This is a genomic window from Bradyrhizobium sp. UFLA05-108 (assembly GCF_059803455.1).
On record NZ_JBANAZ010000069.1, the window covers coordinates 34703 to 50450 of the forward strand.

Here is a 15748-nt window from a genome sequence, read left to right on the forward strand (position 1 = left end):
GAGCACGCCGATGACTATCACACAACCAATAGTCCAACGCGACATCCCGTTAGAGGAAAGGGTAAGCGCCGAAGACGAAACACCCTTGCAGACACCGGCGAATATCGCGCGGCCCTTTGATGCAGAGCTGCACGAGATCATCGACGCGATCGCGGCGATGGTCATGGGTGCACAGGCTGGGTCACGATGGTTGCGCGTTCAACCGCCGGATCTGGAAGAAGTGCGAGAGATCCTCAACAGTATCGCCGTGGACGGCAAGCGAGCTTGCGAACTCGTCGTTCGGCTTCGAGCGGTTCTGAGCGCAGGAGCCCAAACAGCGCAGAGCATCAGCAAGGGCGTTTTTTGCGGATCCCACGATCCTTGCTAACGGGTCCGGGCGATGTTCGGTCTGCACCGATTGCGTCGAAAAACTTCTGACGTCCCATTCGAGGACTGAAATTCGCGATGCCCGTCGTCGGAGTGCAGTTTGAATGTGCCGGGAGGCTCGCTGATTGCGGTAGCAAGAGATGACGCCGCCCCCAGAGTCTCCAACACCGCCGCGCTGGGCCCTTATTATCGCGCACCGCCGCCCAACACTTCCGAACTCGCCAGGCCCGCAGTCTCTCTCCCGGCGAAGCTTCCTCGAGTCCTCAAGGGGATGATCCCACCGAACGGACCGCGAACGAAGCCCTGCACAGGGCAAGGATTTCCTCTGATCGCCGTCATAAATCCGTAATCTTACGTCACTGAGCCTTTGCGGGCCCGACCTCATGACTTAGGTTAGGTATAAGGAGACGGGGCAAAATATGACGGAACGCGATCAACCAGGAACGACGCCACGTGACCGCCTTCTTGAAGCGGCTCACAAGGAGCTAGTTGATTTCGAGCGGCGCGAGAACGAGTTCCGGAAAAAGGATCGCGACGAGCGGGCCGCAGAGTTGCGACTTCCTCTGGAAGTGATCAAGATTCACTAGGGTTTGCGGGCTGCGTGCTACTCTTGCCAGGGCACGACAGCTGCCGCCCTCACGCCGCCCATCCGCCCGGCGGGTTCAGCCGAGTTGATCGATTTCGCCGCCTCCGAATATGTTTCAGTCGCAACGGCACCGCTTGTGAAGCGCTCTTGCACTGGCTTGGGCTTGAATTCGACCGCCGCGGCGCTGGGGCTGACCGGCTGGTCAACCATATTGGTGTTGACGAGATTGATCAGTCGCAACTCGTCCCGTGACAGCTCATGCAGATCCTCCCAGGGCGGCACGTTCAACGAAAGCGACAACAGCTCGCCCGCGCCACCCATCTCGAAGGTGTATTTGGCGAGACGCCCGATATCGCGTTCCACGATTGTTAGATCATCTGCGCTGTAGCTCGCGGCCCTGGCGTCGTTGGCGCGGTCGCCCATCCATATCTGATGCACGCGAACATGGGCAGTCTCTGGCACGTAACGCGTCTTGCCCGACAGAAGCAGGAACACGCACATCGACTCGCAATAGGCCACGGGCGTCATGTTGACAGGATCGCTCTGCGCGGTGTTGGTCTGAACGCTGACGCCGACGGTGGTCAGCGCCCCGAGACTGCGCCAGCGCCGACCAAGCGCCATCGAGTCGTTGACCGAACCGCCGCTGGAAACCAGCACGATGGCCACGCCGCCGAGCTGTCGGCCGCGCGCGAATTCATCGAAATCTCTTGGACTGGCGGAGGTCACGATGCCGACAGCGCTGATCCAGCCCCGGCAATTCGGCTGGCAGGCGACCCAGCTAAACTTCATTGGCAATTTGCGGTCTTCGCCGGCATGCGCCGAACCGCTCAGCATAGCCACCAATGCGATGCAAAGAGCCGCGCCAATGAGCAGCATCCAACCTCGGATTTCCGCCGAACGAGCGCGAGCGGAGATTGGATCGGAGATGCGGAGGCGCTCCGAGGATTCGGCCCGCGAGATGAGCATGATACCGTAACCTCGGCCTGACTATCGAGTCGGGCGGGGCCGCGTCGCGGCGGCGTACCTACAGCGACACGTGGTGCTGCCCGCCTGGCGGGACTGCTAGAGGATCGAATTTCAGCCAGGGCTGATGCTTGGCGCGCCATTTCGGACCAGGGCCGCGCATGTAGTGCAGCTCGGGCCGGTAACTGTCGCGCACGTCCAGAATCAGGTTGCGAACGACGCTGGCGAGGTCGGAGGCTGACTCAGCCGTCCTGCGAGCCCAACCTGACAATGCGGTTGCGTCCATGATTCTCATCGCTGTGACTCCTCGATTTGCCGCTCGATGGATCGGGCGATTAACACCCGGAGCGTAGGCACGAGAGGAGAAGCAAGCCATTGCACAGAGGTCGATCGCGTACAGCCCAATGGCTCAGAAGAGCACACCTAAGTTTAGGTCTGCCCACCCGAGACTTGGCCGGCTTTCAGACAAGCGCTTTTGATCCGACTCGGACCTGCCGCGATACGATGCGGCCCACCATGTGGGCGATGACAACTTGGAGCAAACAATGAAAAAACTTTTCACCTGTGTGGCAGCCGCGGGCTGCCTTGTCGCCTTCGTCTCCGTCGCTCAAGCCCGCTCCGCATACGACGGATCCTGGGACATCATTTTCGTGACGCAAAGAGGCGCTTGTGACGCGACCTATGATTTCACGGTCAACATCACGGATGGAATAGTGACACATCCGAATCTAGTCGGGTTCAGAGGCTACGTGGCGCGTTCCGGCATAGTCCGGGCGTCGGTGACCGTTCAGGATAAATTCGCCTCCGGCGCGGGCAGGCTCTCGGGCAATTCTGGCCGCGGGACGTGGAGTGGCTATTCAGGAAACGCGCGATGCTCGGGCTAGTGGACCGCGCAGCGAAATTGAGGCGCTGAGCCCAGACATTTCGCGAAATTCCCGATGGGGAGTCACTCCGCCGCGAGCGCGCGGTGTCGCAGCGGCAAGCCAAGGTGTTCCCATACATCGACCAGCGCTTCAGCGAGCGCATCGATCAGTGCGTCATCATGGTAGGGCGTCGGCGTGATGCGCAGCCGTTCGGTACCACGCGGAACGGTCGGATAGTTGATCGGTTGCGCATAGATGTCGTGCTCGGCGAGCAGGAGGTCGCTCGCTTCCTTGCACTTCTTCGGATCACCCACCATGACAGGCACGATGTGTGTCTCACTTGGCATTACCGGCAGACCTGCTGCGTTGAGCACAGCCTTGACCCGCGCGGCACGGTCCTGATGGCGGTCGCGTTCCCATTGCGACGTCTTGAGGTGCCGGATTGCAGCGGTAGCAGCGGCGCAGACCGCCGGCGGCAGCGCGGTGGTGAAGATGAATCCCGGCGCATAGGAGCGCACCGCATCGATGATGTCGGCGCTCGCCGCGATGTAACCGCCGAGGCAGCCGAAGGCCTTCGCCAGCGTGCCCTCGACCACGTCGATGCGATGCAAGGCCCCTTCCCTCGCGGCGATGCCGGCACCGCGCTGACCGTACATGCCAGCCGAATGGACCTCATCGATATAGGTCATGGCGCCATAGCGCTCCGCGAGATCGCAGATGCGGCTCACCGGTGCGACGTCGCCGTCCATCGAGTAGAGCGCCTCGAATACGATCAGCTTCGGCCGCTCAGGTGCCTCCGCCGCAAGCAATTCTTCGAGATGACCGATGTCGTTGTGGCGCCAGATCTTCTTTTCCACCCCGGCACGCCGCACGCCCTCGATCATCGAATTGTGGTTCCAGGCGTCCGACAGGATTACGCAGTTTGGAAGCAGCTTGGCGATCGTCGGGATGCCGGTCTCGTTGGAGACGTACCCCGAGGTGAAGACCAGCGCCGCTTCCTTGCCGTGCAGGTCGGCGAGTTCCCGCTCGAGCTCGACCAGCGGATGGCTGGTACCGGAAATGTTGCGGGTGCCGCCCGCGCCAGCACCCATGCGGGTCGCGGTCTCGACCATGGCGCCGATTACCTTAGGATGCTGGCCCATGCCGAGGTAGTCGTTCGAGCACCAGATCACGACCGGGCGTGGGCCGTCCGGGGAATGCCATATCGCATACGGGAAACGCCCGGCGGTGCGCTCGAGATCGGCAAACACGCGGTAGCGCCGTTCGGTGTGTAAGCGAGCAAGCGCGGCGGAAAAAAAATGATCATGGGTCATGGAGCAAAATCTCCGTCCGGTTTGTGCTCGGCGATCGGGACTTCCCCGATCCAACGAGCCGCCGTGCCTCTCTCCGATCCGGCGCGGTCACCTATCCAGGCCTTGCGAAGGGGGCGGCCGGTCCTCGGGAGGGGAAGGACCGGCCGCGGCGAGCCACGGCGAAGGGACGGGGGCGCCGAGGCCAAGCAGTTGCGAAGCTGTCTGTCTCCGCGAGGCAAATTGGTATCCGACAAGGAACGTCGACGCGAGTGAAGCAATGTAAATCTCAGCAAATCTTAGCGAATGCGTAGGCCGGTGCATCGATCACATCCGTTATGAGACGTGATCCGCCTTTTCACCCTAAGCTCCCCGGCCTCCCTGTTTGCCGATCACACACCGCCATCCGGCAAGGCGCTCGGCCGGATGCTCCTTCATCCAGTCGGCAAGCTGCGGTGCCCCCATCAGGCACGACTGCACGGAGACGTTAGCGAAGTCCGAGGTGGTGACGGTCTGCTCGTAACAGTTTGTCGGAGAGGACAGGCTGCAAAGCACGGCAATGATCTTGATCACGACAGCAGATCCCCGCCACTGATCGCGTGAACCGCCGGCCTTTGGTCGCCCTGCTCGCTGTCGGGAGCATCTGACGGGAAGACGCTTTCATATATCGCACGAGCTTCTCGAATGAGGCGGATACGCTCGCGCTCGGATTTTGAAACAAATCGAATAACCTCACCCATAGCATGCTCCTATTGAATTATGGCCATCATTTCTTGTGGAGACTTGGTGTCCCTGGCGCCGACGTTGAAGCCCCTCAGGAGGTAACGAAGAGATAAAAAGCGCGTGACATCCGGGTCGGCCGAGATTGCTTAAGAGCAGCCTAAGAGAAGGCGACCTCGCTAATGTCGATTGACACCATCAGCATATCCAGGATCGGGCGCCGGTCGGGACCGCGCGTGTATGCGCGACGCTTGCTCGGCAGGCGAATGCCGCCCGCCTCAGTATATTCCAGCATCAGCTGTGCGGCGGGAAAGCCGCCGGCGATATTGACGCTGTAGTCGTGGCGGCGAAGCTCGAATTTTTCGTCGAAGAAGAAATCCTGAACTTGGCAATGCGTCTCGATCGAGCCCGGAAAATGGACACGCAGCACTCGCCATGTCTCCTCCCTCTCTTGCCAGGGCACAGTCTCCTCGACGTGGAAGCCGTCCATTGCAAAGGCAAAGGGTGTGGCGAGGTAGGTCCACAGCGCTTCGCCGTTGAAATAGGCACGGTGCAGAGCGTCCCAGGGCGTATGCATCTGGTGCCCGGCAAAGGAATCCCTGGGCATGCGCCGCTCGGCAACGACTGCACCATCGAGCTTCTCGATGGCGATGCGATCGGGAGTGAACATGGTCCGCTGATCCGCCGCCCCATAAGGGGCGACTGACGATCGCTCCTCGTGCAGCCATACGGTCATGCGGCGCGGATTTGCATCCTGTAGTACGCCTTTCAAGGGAAAGAAGCCGCCGCCACTGACAATGGTGGCCTCAACCTTGTCGTAGCTGCGCCAGCGCTTAAGGCCGCCATGCGCATCCAGAACTTTCGCCAATAGCTCGTTCATGGCTTTCCTTTCCAATCCTCGAGCGCGATCGCCGGCATTTCGAAATCAAACTGCACGGCCCTCTCCCGATCCCTGGTTGCCCTCCGATCCGGCGGGCTCTAGCGCGTCGCCTCGGCTCTCTGTTGTGGGCTTTGCGGCTTGCTCCCTTTACCCGCCGTCAAGACCGCGATCTGATTGGGAGAGGCAGGCATGCCACGCAGCGTCAGCGTGGGGACGGAGGGGGTCTCCTGAACGTGTGCGGAGCCCAGAATGGAAATCTGGAGCGCGGTGATCGGAAAGCCCGCCCTTTCATAAGTCGGAAGCTCGGCAGCCGCAGCCACATCGGCTCCGTTTGCGATGGCGGCCGAAAGGGCGGCAAACAAGACTAGACGTTTCATGGGTGCATCTCCTTTGGTTCTACTTCCTGGTTACGGTGGGCGTTGGGTCAGTGCGTCGATGTGACAGCAGCCTTCGACGTGGGGGTGGTGGCGCCGACGTTGTATCGGGGAGCCGGGACCGCGCTTGAGAGCTTGCCGGACATCATGCGGCGCGCGGTCTCGTAGCTGTCCCAGTCGACCTTGTCGGCGAGAGACGGAATGGTGACGACCTCGCCCTGGTCAAGACCGGTCAATGCGGCGTCGACCATGTCACCGGCGGACATCACGATCGCGGCAGGGAGATGGTGGAGCGGCACGCCGGCGGCGTCCCAGAAGTCTGTCGCAGTCGCGCCAGGCAGCACGGCCTGGACGCGCACGCCTTTCTCGGTGAGTTCGTGGTGCAACGAGAGCGAGAAAGCCAGCACGTAGGCTTTGCTGCCACCGTAAACGCCATTGAGCGTTTCCGGAGAGATCGCGACGATCGACGAGATGTTGATGATCGTGCCCTTGCCGCGCGTGACGAAGCCCGGAGCCGCTGCATAGGTCAATCGGGTTAGCGCACCGACATTGAGACGGATCATGTCGTCCATCTTTTCGATATCGGCGTTGAGTAGCGGTGCCGTGGCTCCGACGCCGGCATTGTTGACCAGGAGCGTGATGTCCGCATTCGCGCGCAGGATCGCCTCGACCTTGGCGAGATCCGCCTTGTCGTTGAGGTCGGCTGCGACGGTGTCGACGGAGCGGCCGGTCGAGTTTCTCAAGCGTTGCGCCAGGCCGGCGAGACGAGTCTTGTCGCGGGCGACCAGGATCAGGTCGTAACCACGCTTGGCCAGACGGTCGGCGTAGATAGCGCCGATGCCTGCCGATGCGCCGGTGATGAGGGCGGTGCCTTTGTTGGTGGTGCTCATGGACGTTCTCCGTTATGCCGTCCACACCTAAGGCCTTCCGAAATCTGACGCCATCTGGCAAAATCGAGAGCTATCCTTCCAAAATATGGAAGAGGAGCCGATGGACCGTCTGGACGCGATGTCGACCTTCCTGGCCGTGGTCGAAACCGGCAGCCTGTCGGCCGCGGCGCGGCAATTGAAAACGCCATTGCCAACGGTCAGCCGCAAGGTCTCCGAGCTCGAGTCCCATCTGCGGACGAAGCTGTTCAACCGGTCGAGCCGCAAACTGGTCTTGACCGACGCGGGCAGCTCCTATTTTGCTGCCTGTAAGCGCATTCTGGCGGATGTGACCGAGGCCGAGCGCGCCGCCTCCGGCGAATATTCTGCTCCGACCGGAGAGCTGATCTTGACAGCTCCGGTCGGACTTGGCCGCGCTTACCTCATCCCGATCCTGGCGGATTTCCTCAAGGCCTACCCCGATATCAAGGCCAGTCTTCTCCTCGCAGATCGCGTGCAGAGTCTGTTTCAGGAGCAGATCGACATCGGGCTCCGCATCGGCACTCTTCCCGACAGCAGCCTGATGGCGGTGCGCCTGGGTACGATGCGTCGCATGGTTTGCGCCAGTCCCGCCTATCTCGCAGCGCACGGAACACCGCGCACGCCGGACCATCTCGCCGGGCATGACTGCATCACTTATGCAGGCTTCATGTCCCCTGATGTTTGGACATTCTTCAAGGACAAAGTGGCGGTCGCGGTGCCCGTGCATGCGCGGCTCGTGGTCGGCAGCGCCGAGGCCGCCTGCGACGCCGCGTGCGCCGGCATCGGAATTACCTCCGCCTTCACCTATCACTTCCAGACCGCGCTTGAACGCGGAGCCCTCACGAGCTTGCTCGACGAATACCAGCCGGCACCGCTGCCGGTTAATCTCGTGTACGCAGCCAACCGGTTTCTGCCGATCAAGGTCCGTGCTTTCCTCGACTTTGCGGCGCCGAGACTGAAGAAAGTCTTCGCGGAGCTCCAGCCGCCTGTCTAAGGCGCGGAGCTCATTGGCGCGTAGCCAATGCAGATTGATGCGCGCTTGGCGAATGCCAGCTTACTTCCGCTTTCGGCGGCACAGCGGACGTGACCGAATTAGGTTGCTGGATCGCTTCAGCCGCGAATGACTCGGACATTGCCAAGCCTGCCGCCCGGACTAGGCGGCCTGAACCAGGCCTGCGACGTTTTACTTTTTTTAACTGCCCGAATGCTCGCTGCTGTTCGATAGTGCCGGTACACGACCGCCACATTGGTCGGCATGCTTTGGAAATGACGGTCAACGCGGAGGAGTAGTATCATGGCAATCAAAAACATCGTTCTTGTGCATGGCGCTTTTGCCGACGGTTCTTGTTGGGCAAAGGTCATTCCGTTGCTCACGAAGCGCGGGCTGAAGGCGATCGCCGTTCAAAATCCTCTCAGCTCCTTGGCTGACGATGTCACTGCTGCTCACCGAGTCATCGGGATGCAGGAAGGTCCGGTTATCCTGGTCGGTCACTCCTGGGGCGGCGCCGTCATTACGGAAGCCGGCAACCATGCTCAGGTGAAGGGTCTTGTCTATGTCGCGGCTGGCGCGCCAGATAGCGGTCAGTCGTTCGCTGATTGGTGGAAGGACTATACGCCCGCGCCGGGCGCAGCCGAAATCAAGCCTTACGGCGAAGGCTATGTCGCATTGACTCCCGAGGGGGTTCGCAAGCACTTTGTACAGGACATTCCGTCGGACGAGGCCGATATCGTGTACGCGACCCAAGGCCCGCCGGCCGTGAAGTGCTTCGGCGACAAGGTCACCGAGGCAGCTTGGCGCTCCAAACCAAACTGGTACATCGTCGCAGCCCAAGACGAGACCATTCCTCCTGGAGTCGAGCGCGATTCCGCGAAGCGAATGGGTGCCGAGACCCTCGTGCTGGAAAGCTCGCACGTGCCGATGCTTTCTCAGCCCGATGTCGTTGCAGAATTCATCGCCAAAGCGGCGTCGTCTCTTTGAGACTCGGGAAAATTGGGATCGCAGGCAGACCTTGTCTGCCGTTTAGATGCATCTGCAGGCGTCGGCTTTTTGACCTCGCCGAAGTTGACGCTGGTACTGATGATGAATGTAGGGCGGAACGATCGCAGTGTTAGATCGGACGAGCCCGCCTGCGAATCCCGTTAGCAATGGACCTCAATGATTCCGGAGCGGCTTGATCCACCAGACTGCACCGCAGCCCATCGTCAGCCGCACCGAAGATCGCCGTGGCGAGACCCGGTCTCAGAAGCTTGCAGGAGAGCGTCGTCAGGATGCCCTGAAATGATGGCCAATACACTCTGAACTCCGTGGTGTTGCAATGAGCGTGAGACGTATCGCGACGCGTCTTATTCCATCGAACTTGTTGAGAATTTCGCCGCCGCAACCATCGTCATCCCAACCATAGCTCTGCCCATGGATCATCGACATGATTTTGAGGCTGCAGCCTAAGCGCCCGCGGCGCAAACATGCTGTTCGACCCGTAAACCTGAGCGTGCGGACGCTCCAGGGACTTGGCCGCGGCATGCGTTGGGTGAGCTGCAAGAGCAGGGGAAGAGGCAAGCGCAATGCCGAGCGCCATTGTTGCGAAGACGAGAACAGGGTGTCGTGATTTTTGAACGGTCATTTCGATTCTCCATTTGTTGGGTCATGTGGCGAACGATTGGTTGACCTTCGCCGCACCATTGAATGATTAGGCCACGCTCATCGTGCTTGGGGACGATGCCCTGCGGGATGGATGTGTCCGCTCCGCAGGTTCTCTCTTACGCCGGTCAGATCTCGGCGACCTCGACGATTGCCTTGGCGAAGGCCTGCGGCGCTTCCTGCGGCAGATTGTGTCCGATGCCGCCCCTGATAGTCCGGTGCTGGTACTTGCCCGAAAATTTCTTGGCGTAGGAACTCGGCTCCGGATGTGGCGCACCATTGGCGTCGCCCTCCATCGTGATGGTAGGCACCGTGATGACGGGAGATTCCGCAAGTCGCCTGTCCAGATCGTCGTATTGGGGCTCGCCCTTGGCGAGGCCGATTCGCCAGCGATAATTGTGGACTGCGATGGCGACTTGATCCGGATTATCCAGGGACGCTGCGCTGCGATCGAATATGGCTTCGTCGAAGTCCCATTTGGGCGAAGCGTGCTGCCAGATGAGCTTCGCAAATTCGTGCCGGTATTTGTCGTAGCCGGCCCGGCCATTTTCCGTGGCAAAGTAATATTGGTACCACCATGCGAGCTCGGCCTTTGGCGGCAACGGCACCATGTTTGGGCTGCCGATCAGATAACCGCTAACGGAGACCATGGCCTTGCAGCGCTCCGGCCAGAGCGCGGCGATGATGTTGGCAGTCCGCGCTCCCCAATCAAAACCGGCGAGGGTCGCCTTCTCGATCTTGAGCGCGTCCAAGAGAGCGATGATATCCGTCGCGACCGCCGCTTGCTGGCCGTTCCGGAACGTTTCGCTGGAAAGAAAGCGCGTCGTGCCATAGCCGCGCAGATAGGGAATGATCACGCGGTTGCCGACCTGCGCCAGCAATGGCGCGACATCTACGAAGCTGTGAATGTCGTAGGGCCAGCCATGCAGGAGAACGACCGGTGGACCGTCGGCGGGACCAGCTTCTGCGTATCCGACATTCAGAAGGCCAGCGTCGATCTGCTTCAAAGGGCCAAACGACGTGTTGGTCCCCGCCTTGATCGCGCGCGCACCTTCCTGCTCCGCTCTGCTTGGTTGCGCCTCGGCAAAGCTGTTCAAGGCCAACTGAGCGGCAGCGATCGTCAGAGCTGCAGTGCTGAAAAAGCGCCGGCGCGGCTGGTTGATTTCTTCGGACTTCCTGGTCGTATCCATTGGTCAATCTCGCTGGGTGTTGGTCCGACCTGGACGAGGTTTCCTTCGTCCGGCTTCGATGCGAGCGAAGATGGCGCATGACCAGCGATCGATCCAACGAGTAATTTTTGATGTTTTAATCGATAAAATCGATTAAACTCCAGCACGGCGAGGCCACCGGAAATGCCACCGCTGAACGAGACAGATTTTTTCCTATCGCGCTTGTTCGGAATGAGCGTTGGTTTTGGGTGATGGAACAGGATTGCCGGATGACCCTTGAGCAGCTTCGCATTTTTGTTGCCGTGGCTGAATGCGAGCACGTCACCCGAGGCGCGCACCAGCTTAATCTGACCCAATCGGCGACGAGCGCCGCAGTCGCCGCGCTCGAAGAGCGATACGCGACCAAGCTGTTCGATCGGATCGGTCGTAGGATTGCGCTGACGGAGGCGGGGCGGCTATTCCTGAAGGAAGCAAAGGCGGTGCTTGCCCGTGCGTCCGCCGCCGCGAAGGTGTTGACCGACCTTGCCGACCTCACGCAAGGCTCGTTGGCGCTGGCTGCGAGTCAAACCGTGGCGAACTATTGGCTGCCTGTGGCGATCCAGAGCTATCGGTTGCGATATCCCGGCGTCATCGTCAGCACGACGATTGGCAACTCGGAAAATGTCGCAGCCATGGTTCGCGAAGGCAGCGCCGATCTCGGCTTGGTCGAAGCGGCAATTGATGATCCAACCCTCGTCATGGTTCCCGTTGCGGAAGACGAACTCATCCTTGTTGCGCCGCTAACCCATCCCTGGACGGCAAGAACGCCGCGATCGGCGCAGGAATTGAAGCGCGGACCTTGGGTGTTGCGCGAGCCAGGCTCAGGTACGCGATCGGTCTTCGAGGGCGCGCTGCCCGGCCTTGGCTTAACGAGCAAGGATCTCAACGTCGCGCTGGTGCTCCCATCGAATGAAGCGGTTCGCGCCGCGGCCGAGGCTGGCGCCGGGGTCACCGTGATATCCAGATTGGTGGTTGCGAATTCGATCAAGGCAGGCAACCTCGTTCCCGTCAAATTTCCTCTTCTGCATCGCCGCTTCGTCGCCCTTCGACACAAGGAGCGATACGTCAGCCGCGCGGAGCAGGCATTTCTTCAGGTGATTTCGAACTATGCTGCGAATCGTCAAAAAGGGAAGGGCAGCGCGCGAAGCTTCCGTCCAGCAAACATCGAGAGATAGAGTTTATCGGGACAGGCGACCTACCGAATATTCCTCGGACCGACGACGTCCGAAAAGTGCCATGAAACGAAATCGTGACCCCTTACCGCCAGGAATTGGACTAGCTTTGGTGTTGCAGGGAGGGATGCAGTGAAGCTATCCTCGCCGACTTTTTTTGCATCTGACCAGGCGCTGCCACGATCCCGGTCGTATTACGCATGACGCGCGAGAGCTGATCCGGCGCGCCCGGTGCAGTGGCTGCTCCGTCGCGCCGCCCTCTACATGACGGCAACGTGACTAAAGGACGTTTTCGCCGAATGGCCACTGAGCCAGGCTTGCGCCGTGACGATTTGAAAATGAACTCGGGAGGTCGGGATGAATTCGCTCACTCGCGGTTCGGCCATGCTCACGGTGACCACGCTCGCGGTCGTGTGCACCGTTGGAACTATCTTCTTCGCGTCCGCCCAATCGCTTCCGGCGTCACATCCGGAGATTTGCGCGAGGCCTACCTCCGACGTTGGTGCAGAAGCTTCCTTCCTGGCCGAGACCATCACCGCCATGAAAAGAATGATGGGCGATATGGCGGTGAAGCCGACCGGCGACGTTGATGCCGATTTTGTTGCGATGATGGTGCCGCATCATCAGGGTGCCATCGACATGGCGCTTGCCGTGCTTCGCCACGGCCGCAATCCGCAGATCAGGCGGTTGGCCCAGGAGATCATCGTGACTCAGCAACAGGAGATCGCGGTGATGCGCCTCGCTGTCGATCAGCGCCAACCCTCCGATCGAAGCGTGGAGCCGTGACATGAAACGCGCCGCTTATCTGGGGAGCCTCCTGGTATCGATCGTTCTCGTGGCGACGCGACATGCCGATGCCGGACAAGTCCCGGGCGCTGCCTCCAATCCCGATATCCCGATCAGCCACCGCGATCGCGTCTACGCCGCCGAGCAGTTCTCGAACACAGTCTCGGTCACCGATCCCGTCGACAACAGGCTGCTCGGCGTTATCCGGCTCGGCGATCCGCTGCCGGCGAGCTTCAGCCCACTCTATCGCGGCCAGTTGCTGGTGCACGGCTTGGGTTTTTCGCCCGATCATCGCACACTTGCCGCGGTCGCAATCGGCTCGAACGCCGTGAATTTCATCGATACCGCAACCAACACCGTCAAGCACGTCACCTACGTCGGGCGCTCGCCGCACGAGGCGTTCTTCACGCCGGACGGCAATGAAGTCTGGGTGGTGGTGCGGGGCGAGAACTATGTCGCGGTACTCGACGGCACGACCTACCAGGAAAAGACGCGGATCGTTGTGGCAAACGGACCGGGCATGACGATCTTTTCGCCGGACGGGAAGTACGGCTATGTCTGCTCGTCGTTCACGCCCGAGACCGCAGTTATCACTGTCGCCGACCACAAGATCGTCGGCAAGGTCCCGCAGGCGAGTCCGTTTTGTCCGAACATTGCCGCCACACCGGATGGTGCCCAGGTTTGGTTCACGTTGAAAGACACCGGCAAGGTCGAGGTGTTCGATGCCCAGCCGCCATTCGCGCTCTTGAAGACGATCGACACGGGGCCGATCACAAACCACGTCAACATCGTGCGCAACGCCAACGGCATGTTCGCCTATGTCACGATCGGCGGCCTCAACGAGGTCCAGGTTTATCGCACCAACGACTTCTCGAAGGTAGCAACCATTCCGGTCGGCAAGCTGCCCCACGGCGTCTGGCCGTCCGGTGACGGCACGCGGGTCTATGTCGGTCTCGAGAACGAGGACCGCATCGCCGCGATCGATACGCTGACGAACAAGGTGATCGCGACGAGCCCGATCGGACAGGCGGCGCAGGCGGTGGTCTACGTGCCAAATGCCAGCTCGATGATGAGCGTGAGCGACAACGCCGCGATGACGATGATGCCTGCAACCCCTGATCGTGCGGGAACGGAGAACCTGCAGCCACTCGGCGTAGCCGGGATGTCGACGCAGCTGTGGCTCGCGCCGCCCGGGCAGAAACCGGACCAGGCGCCCACTAGCGTCTCGCTCTCCGACCAAGGCCTGGTGCAAGTGCTCGAGGCTTCGGTCACCGGGCTTGAGCCCGGCAAGCCCTACGTGCTGGCGCTGGCGAACGAGGCGTCAGGCGGCGGTGCGCTGCAGCCTCTGCAGGGCTTCATGACCAATCCGGCGGGCGCGGCGGTCGTCACTGCGATCGGACCGATCCGGCAGCTCGTGCGCGGTGGTGACAAGGTCCAGCGCCGCTATCTGGTGATCGCGCCCGGTATGGTCGACGGCCCGGGCTCGCCGGTGCAGGTGCAGGCGGAATGATCGCGGTCGTGCCTGGATCGGGTCCGCGACAACCTGAGCAGCAATCGCAACGAAATCCTGCAGAGGTTTGCCCGAGGAAGAGCATTTTGAAGTTGCGCGTGAGTTCAAGGACGACATTTTCCGAGGATGGATCCGGGGAGCGATGACATCGGCAGATGCGCTCTCCCACTACTACTCGCACTTTACGCGAGACCAGGATCACTTCGAATCGAAATTTGCCTAGCTCAAGACGCCCCTGAAGGTTATTTGTGGCGAGAAAGATCTCTACATCAACGGGGAGATGGGAGTAGAGTTCGCCGAACGACTGCACGCGGAGATGCCCCTTCTTCCGGGCATGGGGCATTTCCCCCTGCGGACAAGGCTGGCCATCGATGAGGTTAGTGCTGCATTCCGATAAGCCGCCAGCTCCTGCACGTTCAGTCGAAGGTCGACCCGCTTATGGCAGATCGATGGGACCGACATGGCAGCGCGGCATTTAGCTGCGCAGGATGTTCCCTAAGCTCCCCTGCCCTCCCTTTGACCGATCACGCAGCGCCACGCCGCAAGACGTTCGGTCGGATGCTGATTCATCCACGCAGCGAGCTGCGGCGCGCCCATTAGACAGGACTGCATGGAGACATCAGCGAAGTCAGAAGTGGTGACGGTCTGCTCGTGGCAACTTGCCGGAGCAGCAAGACTGCAGAGCACGGCGATGATCTTGATCACGAGAAAATCCCTTCGGATATTCGGAGACAGCCTTCGATTAGTTCGGTCGAGTCAGCATGCCAGGGCGCTACCTTCCACGGCGCGATCGGAGCGATCGGCGTGGATGTAGAGCGGACGCGCCGTGCCTTCCACGACCTCGCGGGAGATCACGACCTCTTCCACACCTTCCAGGCCCGGCAGATCGAACATGGTCTCGAGCAGGATCGCCTCGAGGATCGAGCGCAGTCCGCGCGCGCCGGTCTTGCGCTCGATCGCCTTGCGGGCAACCGCGCCAAGCGCCTCATCGGCGAAGGTCAGCTCGATGTTCTCCATCTCGAACAGGCGCTGATACTGCTTGACCAGCGCGTTCTTCGGGTCGGTCAGAATCTTCTTCAGCGAGGTCTCGTCAAGGTCCTCGAGCGTCGCAACGACCGGCAGACGGCCGACGAACTCAGGGATGAGGCCGTACTTGACGAGATCGTCAGGCTCGACGTGGCGGAAGATCTCGCCGGTGCGGCGATCTTCCGGTGCGATCACCGAGGCACCGAAGCCGATCGAGGTCGACCGGCCGCGCGCCGAGATGATCTTCTCGAGGCCGGCGAACGCACCGCCGCAGATGAACAGGATGTTGGTGGTGTCCACTTGCAGGAACTCCTGCTGCGGATGCTTGCGGCCGCCCTGCGGCGGGACCGAAGCCACCGTGCCTTCCATGATCTTCAGCAGCGCCTGCTGCACGCCCTCACCCGACACGTCTCGGGTGATCGACGGGTTGTCGGACTTGCGGCTGATCTTGTCGATCTC

Annotated in this window: 20 protein-coding genes; 8 read left to right on the forward strand and 12 right to left on the reverse strand. The window is 61.0% G+C overall.

The genetic code is table 11. The annotated features are described in order from the left end of the window. Positions 1-10: 10 nt before the first annotated feature. The gene (locus SO140_RS36105; protein WP_449379693.1) at positions 11-367 is read left to right on the forward strand and encodes a hypothetical protein; all 357 of its coding nucleotides are present in this window, start codon (positions 11-13) and stop codon (positions 365-367) included. A gap of 418 nt (positions 368-785) precedes the next feature. Further along, on the forward strand, positions 786-953 hold the full coding sequence (locus SO140_RS36110; RefSeq protein ID WP_449379692.1) for a hypothetical protein: 168 nt from the start codon (positions 786-788) through the stop codon (positions 951-953). A 17-nt stretch (positions 954-970) separates the two neighbouring features. Here the strand turns inward: SO140_RS36110 and SO140_RS36115 are convergent, their stop codons facing one another. Together SO140_RS36115 and SO140_RS36120 are read right to left on the reverse strand one after the other, a co-directional pair. Further along, positions 971-1828, reverse strand: a complete 858-nt coding sequence (locus SO140_RS36115; RefSeq protein ID WP_474799193.1) for a COG3904 family protein — start codon at positions 1826-1828, stop codon at positions 971-973. A 148-nt stretch (positions 1829-1976) separates the two neighbouring features. Continuing rightward, entirely contained in the window at positions 1977-2210 is a 234-nt protein-coding gene (locus tag SO140_RS36120) for a hypothetical protein (protein WP_449379690.1), read from the reverse strand. A gap of 250 nt (positions 2211-2460) precedes the next feature. Here SO140_RS36120 and SO140_RS36125 point away from each other — a divergent pair, with 250 nt between their 5' ends. Beyond that, on the forward strand, positions 2461-2799 hold the full coding sequence (locus SO140_RS36125) for a hypothetical protein (protein ID WP_474799195.1): 339 nt from the start codon (positions 2461-2463) through the stop codon (positions 2797-2799). 62 nt (positions 2800-2861) lie between these two features. On the opposite strand, the gene hemA is transcribed toward SO140_RS36125, so the two are convergent. From hemA to SO140_RS36155, 6 genes are all read right to left on the reverse strand, one after another. Next, on the reverse strand, positions 2862-4091 hold the full coding sequence (gene hemA, locus SO140_RS36130) for a 5-aminolevulinate synthase (RefSeq protein ID WP_474799197.1): 1230 nt from the start codon (positions 4089-4091) through the stop codon (positions 2862-2864). A gap of 339 nt (positions 4092-4430) precedes the next feature. Then, complete coding sequence (locus SO140_RS36135; RefSeq protein WP_449379688.1) at positions 4431-4640, reverse strand: hypothetical protein; 210 nt, start codon at positions 4638-4640, stop codon at positions 4431-4433. After that, entirely contained in the window at positions 4637-4807 is a 171-nt protein-coding gene (locus tag SO140_RS36140; RefSeq protein ID WP_474799199.1) for a hypothetical protein, read from the reverse strand. The genes SO140_RS36135 and SO140_RS36140 overlap by 4 nt, the downstream gene beginning before the upstream one ends. A 140-nt stretch (positions 4808-4947) precedes the next feature. Next, on the reverse strand, positions 4948-5667 hold the full coding sequence (locus SO140_RS36145; RefSeq protein WP_474799201.1) for a hypothetical protein: 720 nt from the start codon (positions 5665-5667) through the stop codon (positions 4948-4950). A gap of 98 nt (positions 5668-5765) precedes the next feature. Further along, the gene (locus SO140_RS36150) at positions 5766-6044 is read right to left on the reverse strand and encodes a hypothetical protein (protein ID WP_449379685.1); all 279 of its coding nucleotides are present in this window, start codon (positions 6042-6044) and stop codon (positions 5766-5768) included. Between the two features lie 47 nt (positions 6045-6091). Then, positions 6092-6931, reverse strand: a complete 840-nt coding sequence (locus SO140_RS36155) for an SDR family NAD(P)-dependent oxidoreductase (protein ID WP_474799203.1) — start codon at positions 6929-6931, stop codon at positions 6092-6094. Positions 6932-7031: 100 nt separating this feature from the next. On the opposite strand from SO140_RS36155, the gene SO140_RS36160 reads away from it, so the two are divergent. Both SO140_RS36160 and SO140_RS36165 read left to right on the forward strand, forming a co-directional pair. Then, positions 7032-7943, forward strand: a complete 912-nt coding sequence (locus tag SO140_RS36160) for a LysR family transcriptional regulator (RefSeq protein WP_449379728.1) — start codon at positions 7032-7034, stop codon at positions 7941-7943. 300 nt (positions 7944-8243) lie between these two features. Continuing rightward, positions 8244-8927, forward strand: a complete 684-nt coding sequence (locus SO140_RS36165; protein ID WP_449379683.1) for an alpha/beta hydrolase — start codon at positions 8244-8246, stop codon at positions 8925-8927. Positions 8928-9715: 788 nt separating this feature from the next. On the opposite strand, the gene SO140_RS36170 is transcribed toward SO140_RS36165, so the two are convergent. Next, positions 9716-10777 carry an alpha/beta fold hydrolase gene (locus tag SO140_RS36170; RefSeq protein ID WP_449379682.1) on the reverse strand — a complete coding sequence of 354 codons (1062 nt, stop codon included), beginning with the start codon at positions 10775-10777 and terminating at the stop codon, positions 9716-9718. Beyond that, positions 10708-11112: a hypothetical protein gene (locus tag SO140_RS36175; protein WP_474799255.1), complete on the reverse strand. Its 405-nt coding sequence runs from the start codon at positions 11110-11112 to the stop codon at positions 10708-10710. The genes SO140_RS36170 and SO140_RS36175 overlap by 70 nt, the downstream gene beginning before the upstream one ends. Between SO140_RS36175 and SO140_RS36180 the strand changes: the two genes are divergently transcribed. From SO140_RS36180 to SO140_RS36190, 3 genes are all read left to right on the forward strand, one after another. Further along, complete coding sequence (locus SO140_RS36180; protein ID WP_498543805.1) at positions 11026-11970, forward strand: LysR family transcriptional regulator; 945 nt, start codon at positions 11026-11028, stop codon at positions 11968-11970. The genes SO140_RS36175 and SO140_RS36180 overlap by 87 nt on opposite strands. A gap of 354 nt (positions 11971-12324) precedes the next feature. Then, positions 12325-12753 carry a DUF305 domain-containing protein gene (locus tag SO140_RS36185; RefSeq protein ID WP_449379680.1) on the forward strand — a complete coding sequence of 143 codons (429 nt, stop codon included), beginning with the start codon at positions 12325-12327 and terminating at the stop codon, positions 12751-12753. Between the two features lies 1 nt (position 12754). Continuing rightward, complete coding sequence (locus tag SO140_RS36190; RefSeq protein ID WP_449379679.1) at positions 12755-14263, forward strand: YncE family protein; 1509 nt, start codon at positions 12755-12757, stop codon at positions 14261-14263. A 495-nt stretch (positions 14264-14758) separates the two neighbouring features. Here the strand turns inward: SO140_RS36190 and SO140_RS36195 are convergent, their stop codons facing one another. Next, positions 14759-14968 carry a hypothetical protein gene (locus SO140_RS36195; RefSeq protein WP_449379678.1) on the reverse strand — a complete coding sequence of 70 codons (210 nt, stop codon included), beginning with the start codon at positions 14966-14968 and terminating at the stop codon, positions 14759-14761. Between the two features lie 51 nt (positions 14969-15019). Next, positions 15020-15748 (reverse strand): ATP-dependent Clp protease ATP-binding subunit ClpX (gene clpX, locus SO140_RS36200; protein ID WP_498543806.1); only part of this gene is annotated, 729 nt, incomplete at its 5' end.

Excerpts from the sequence above, each read along its gene's own strand:
- SO140_RS36115 (WP_474799193.1), bottom strand. The coding sequence starts at position 1,828 with ATGCTGCTCATTGGCGCGGCTCTTTGCATCGCATTGGTGGCTATGCTG.
- SO140_RS36185 (WP_449379680.1), top strand. The coding sequence starts at position 12,325 with ATGAATTCGCTCACTCGCGGTTCGGCCATGCTCACGGTGACCACGCTC.
- SO140_RS36150 (WP_449379685.1), bottom strand. The coding sequence starts at position 6,044 with ATGAAACGTCTAGTCTTGTTTGCCGCCCTTTCGGCCGCCATCGCAAAC.
- SO140_RS36125 (WP_474799195.1), top strand. The coding sequence starts at position 2,461 with ATGAAAAAACTTTTCACCTGTGTGGCAGCCGCGGGCTGCCTTGTCGCC.
- SO140_RS36165 (WP_449379683.1), top strand. The coding sequence starts at position 8,244 with ATGGCAATCAAAAACATCGTTCTTGTGCATGGCGCTTTTGCCGACGGT.
- SO140_RS36155 (WP_474799203.1), bottom strand. The coding sequence starts at position 6,931 with ATGAGCACCACCAACAAAGGCACCGCCCTCATCACCGGCGCATCGGCA.
- SO140_RS36140 (WP_474799199.1), bottom strand. The coding sequence starts at position 4,807 with ATGGGTGAGGTTATTCGATTTGTTTCAAAATCCGAGCGCGAGCGTATC.
- SO140_RS36190 (WP_449379679.1), top strand. The coding sequence starts at position 12,755 with ATGAAACGCGCCGCTTATCTGGGGAGCCTCCTGGTATCGATCGTTCTC.
- SO140_RS36180 (WP_498543805.1), top strand. The coding sequence starts at position 11,026 with ATGACCCTTGAGCAGCTTCGCATTTTTGTTGCCGTGGCTGAATGCGAG.
- SO140_RS36120 (WP_449379690.1), bottom strand. The coding sequence starts at position 2,210 with ATGAGAATCATGGACGCAACCGCATTGTCAGGTTGGGCTCGCAGGACG.
- hemA (WP_474799197.1), bottom strand. The coding sequence starts at position 4,091 with ATGACCCATGATCATTTTTTTTCCGCCGCGCTTGCTCGCTTACACACC.
- SO140_RS36170 (WP_449379682.1), bottom strand. The coding sequence starts at position 10,777 with ATGGATACGACCAGGAAGTCCGAAGAAATCAACCAGCCGCGCCGGCGC.
- SO140_RS36110 (WP_449379692.1), top strand. The coding sequence starts at position 786 with ATGACGGAACGCGATCAACCAGGAACGACGCCACGTGACCGCCTTCTT.
- SO140_RS36145 (WP_474799201.1), bottom strand. The coding sequence starts at position 5,667 with ATGAACGAGCTATTGGCGAAAGTTCTGGATGCGCATGGCGGCCTTAAG.
- SO140_RS36160 (WP_449379728.1), top strand. The coding sequence starts at position 7,032 with ATGGACCGTCTGGACGCGATGTCGACCTTCCTGGCCGTGGTCGAAACC.
- SO140_RS36105 (WP_449379693.1), top strand. The coding sequence starts at position 11 with ATGACTATCACACAACCAATAGTCCAACGCGACATCCCGTTAGAGGAA.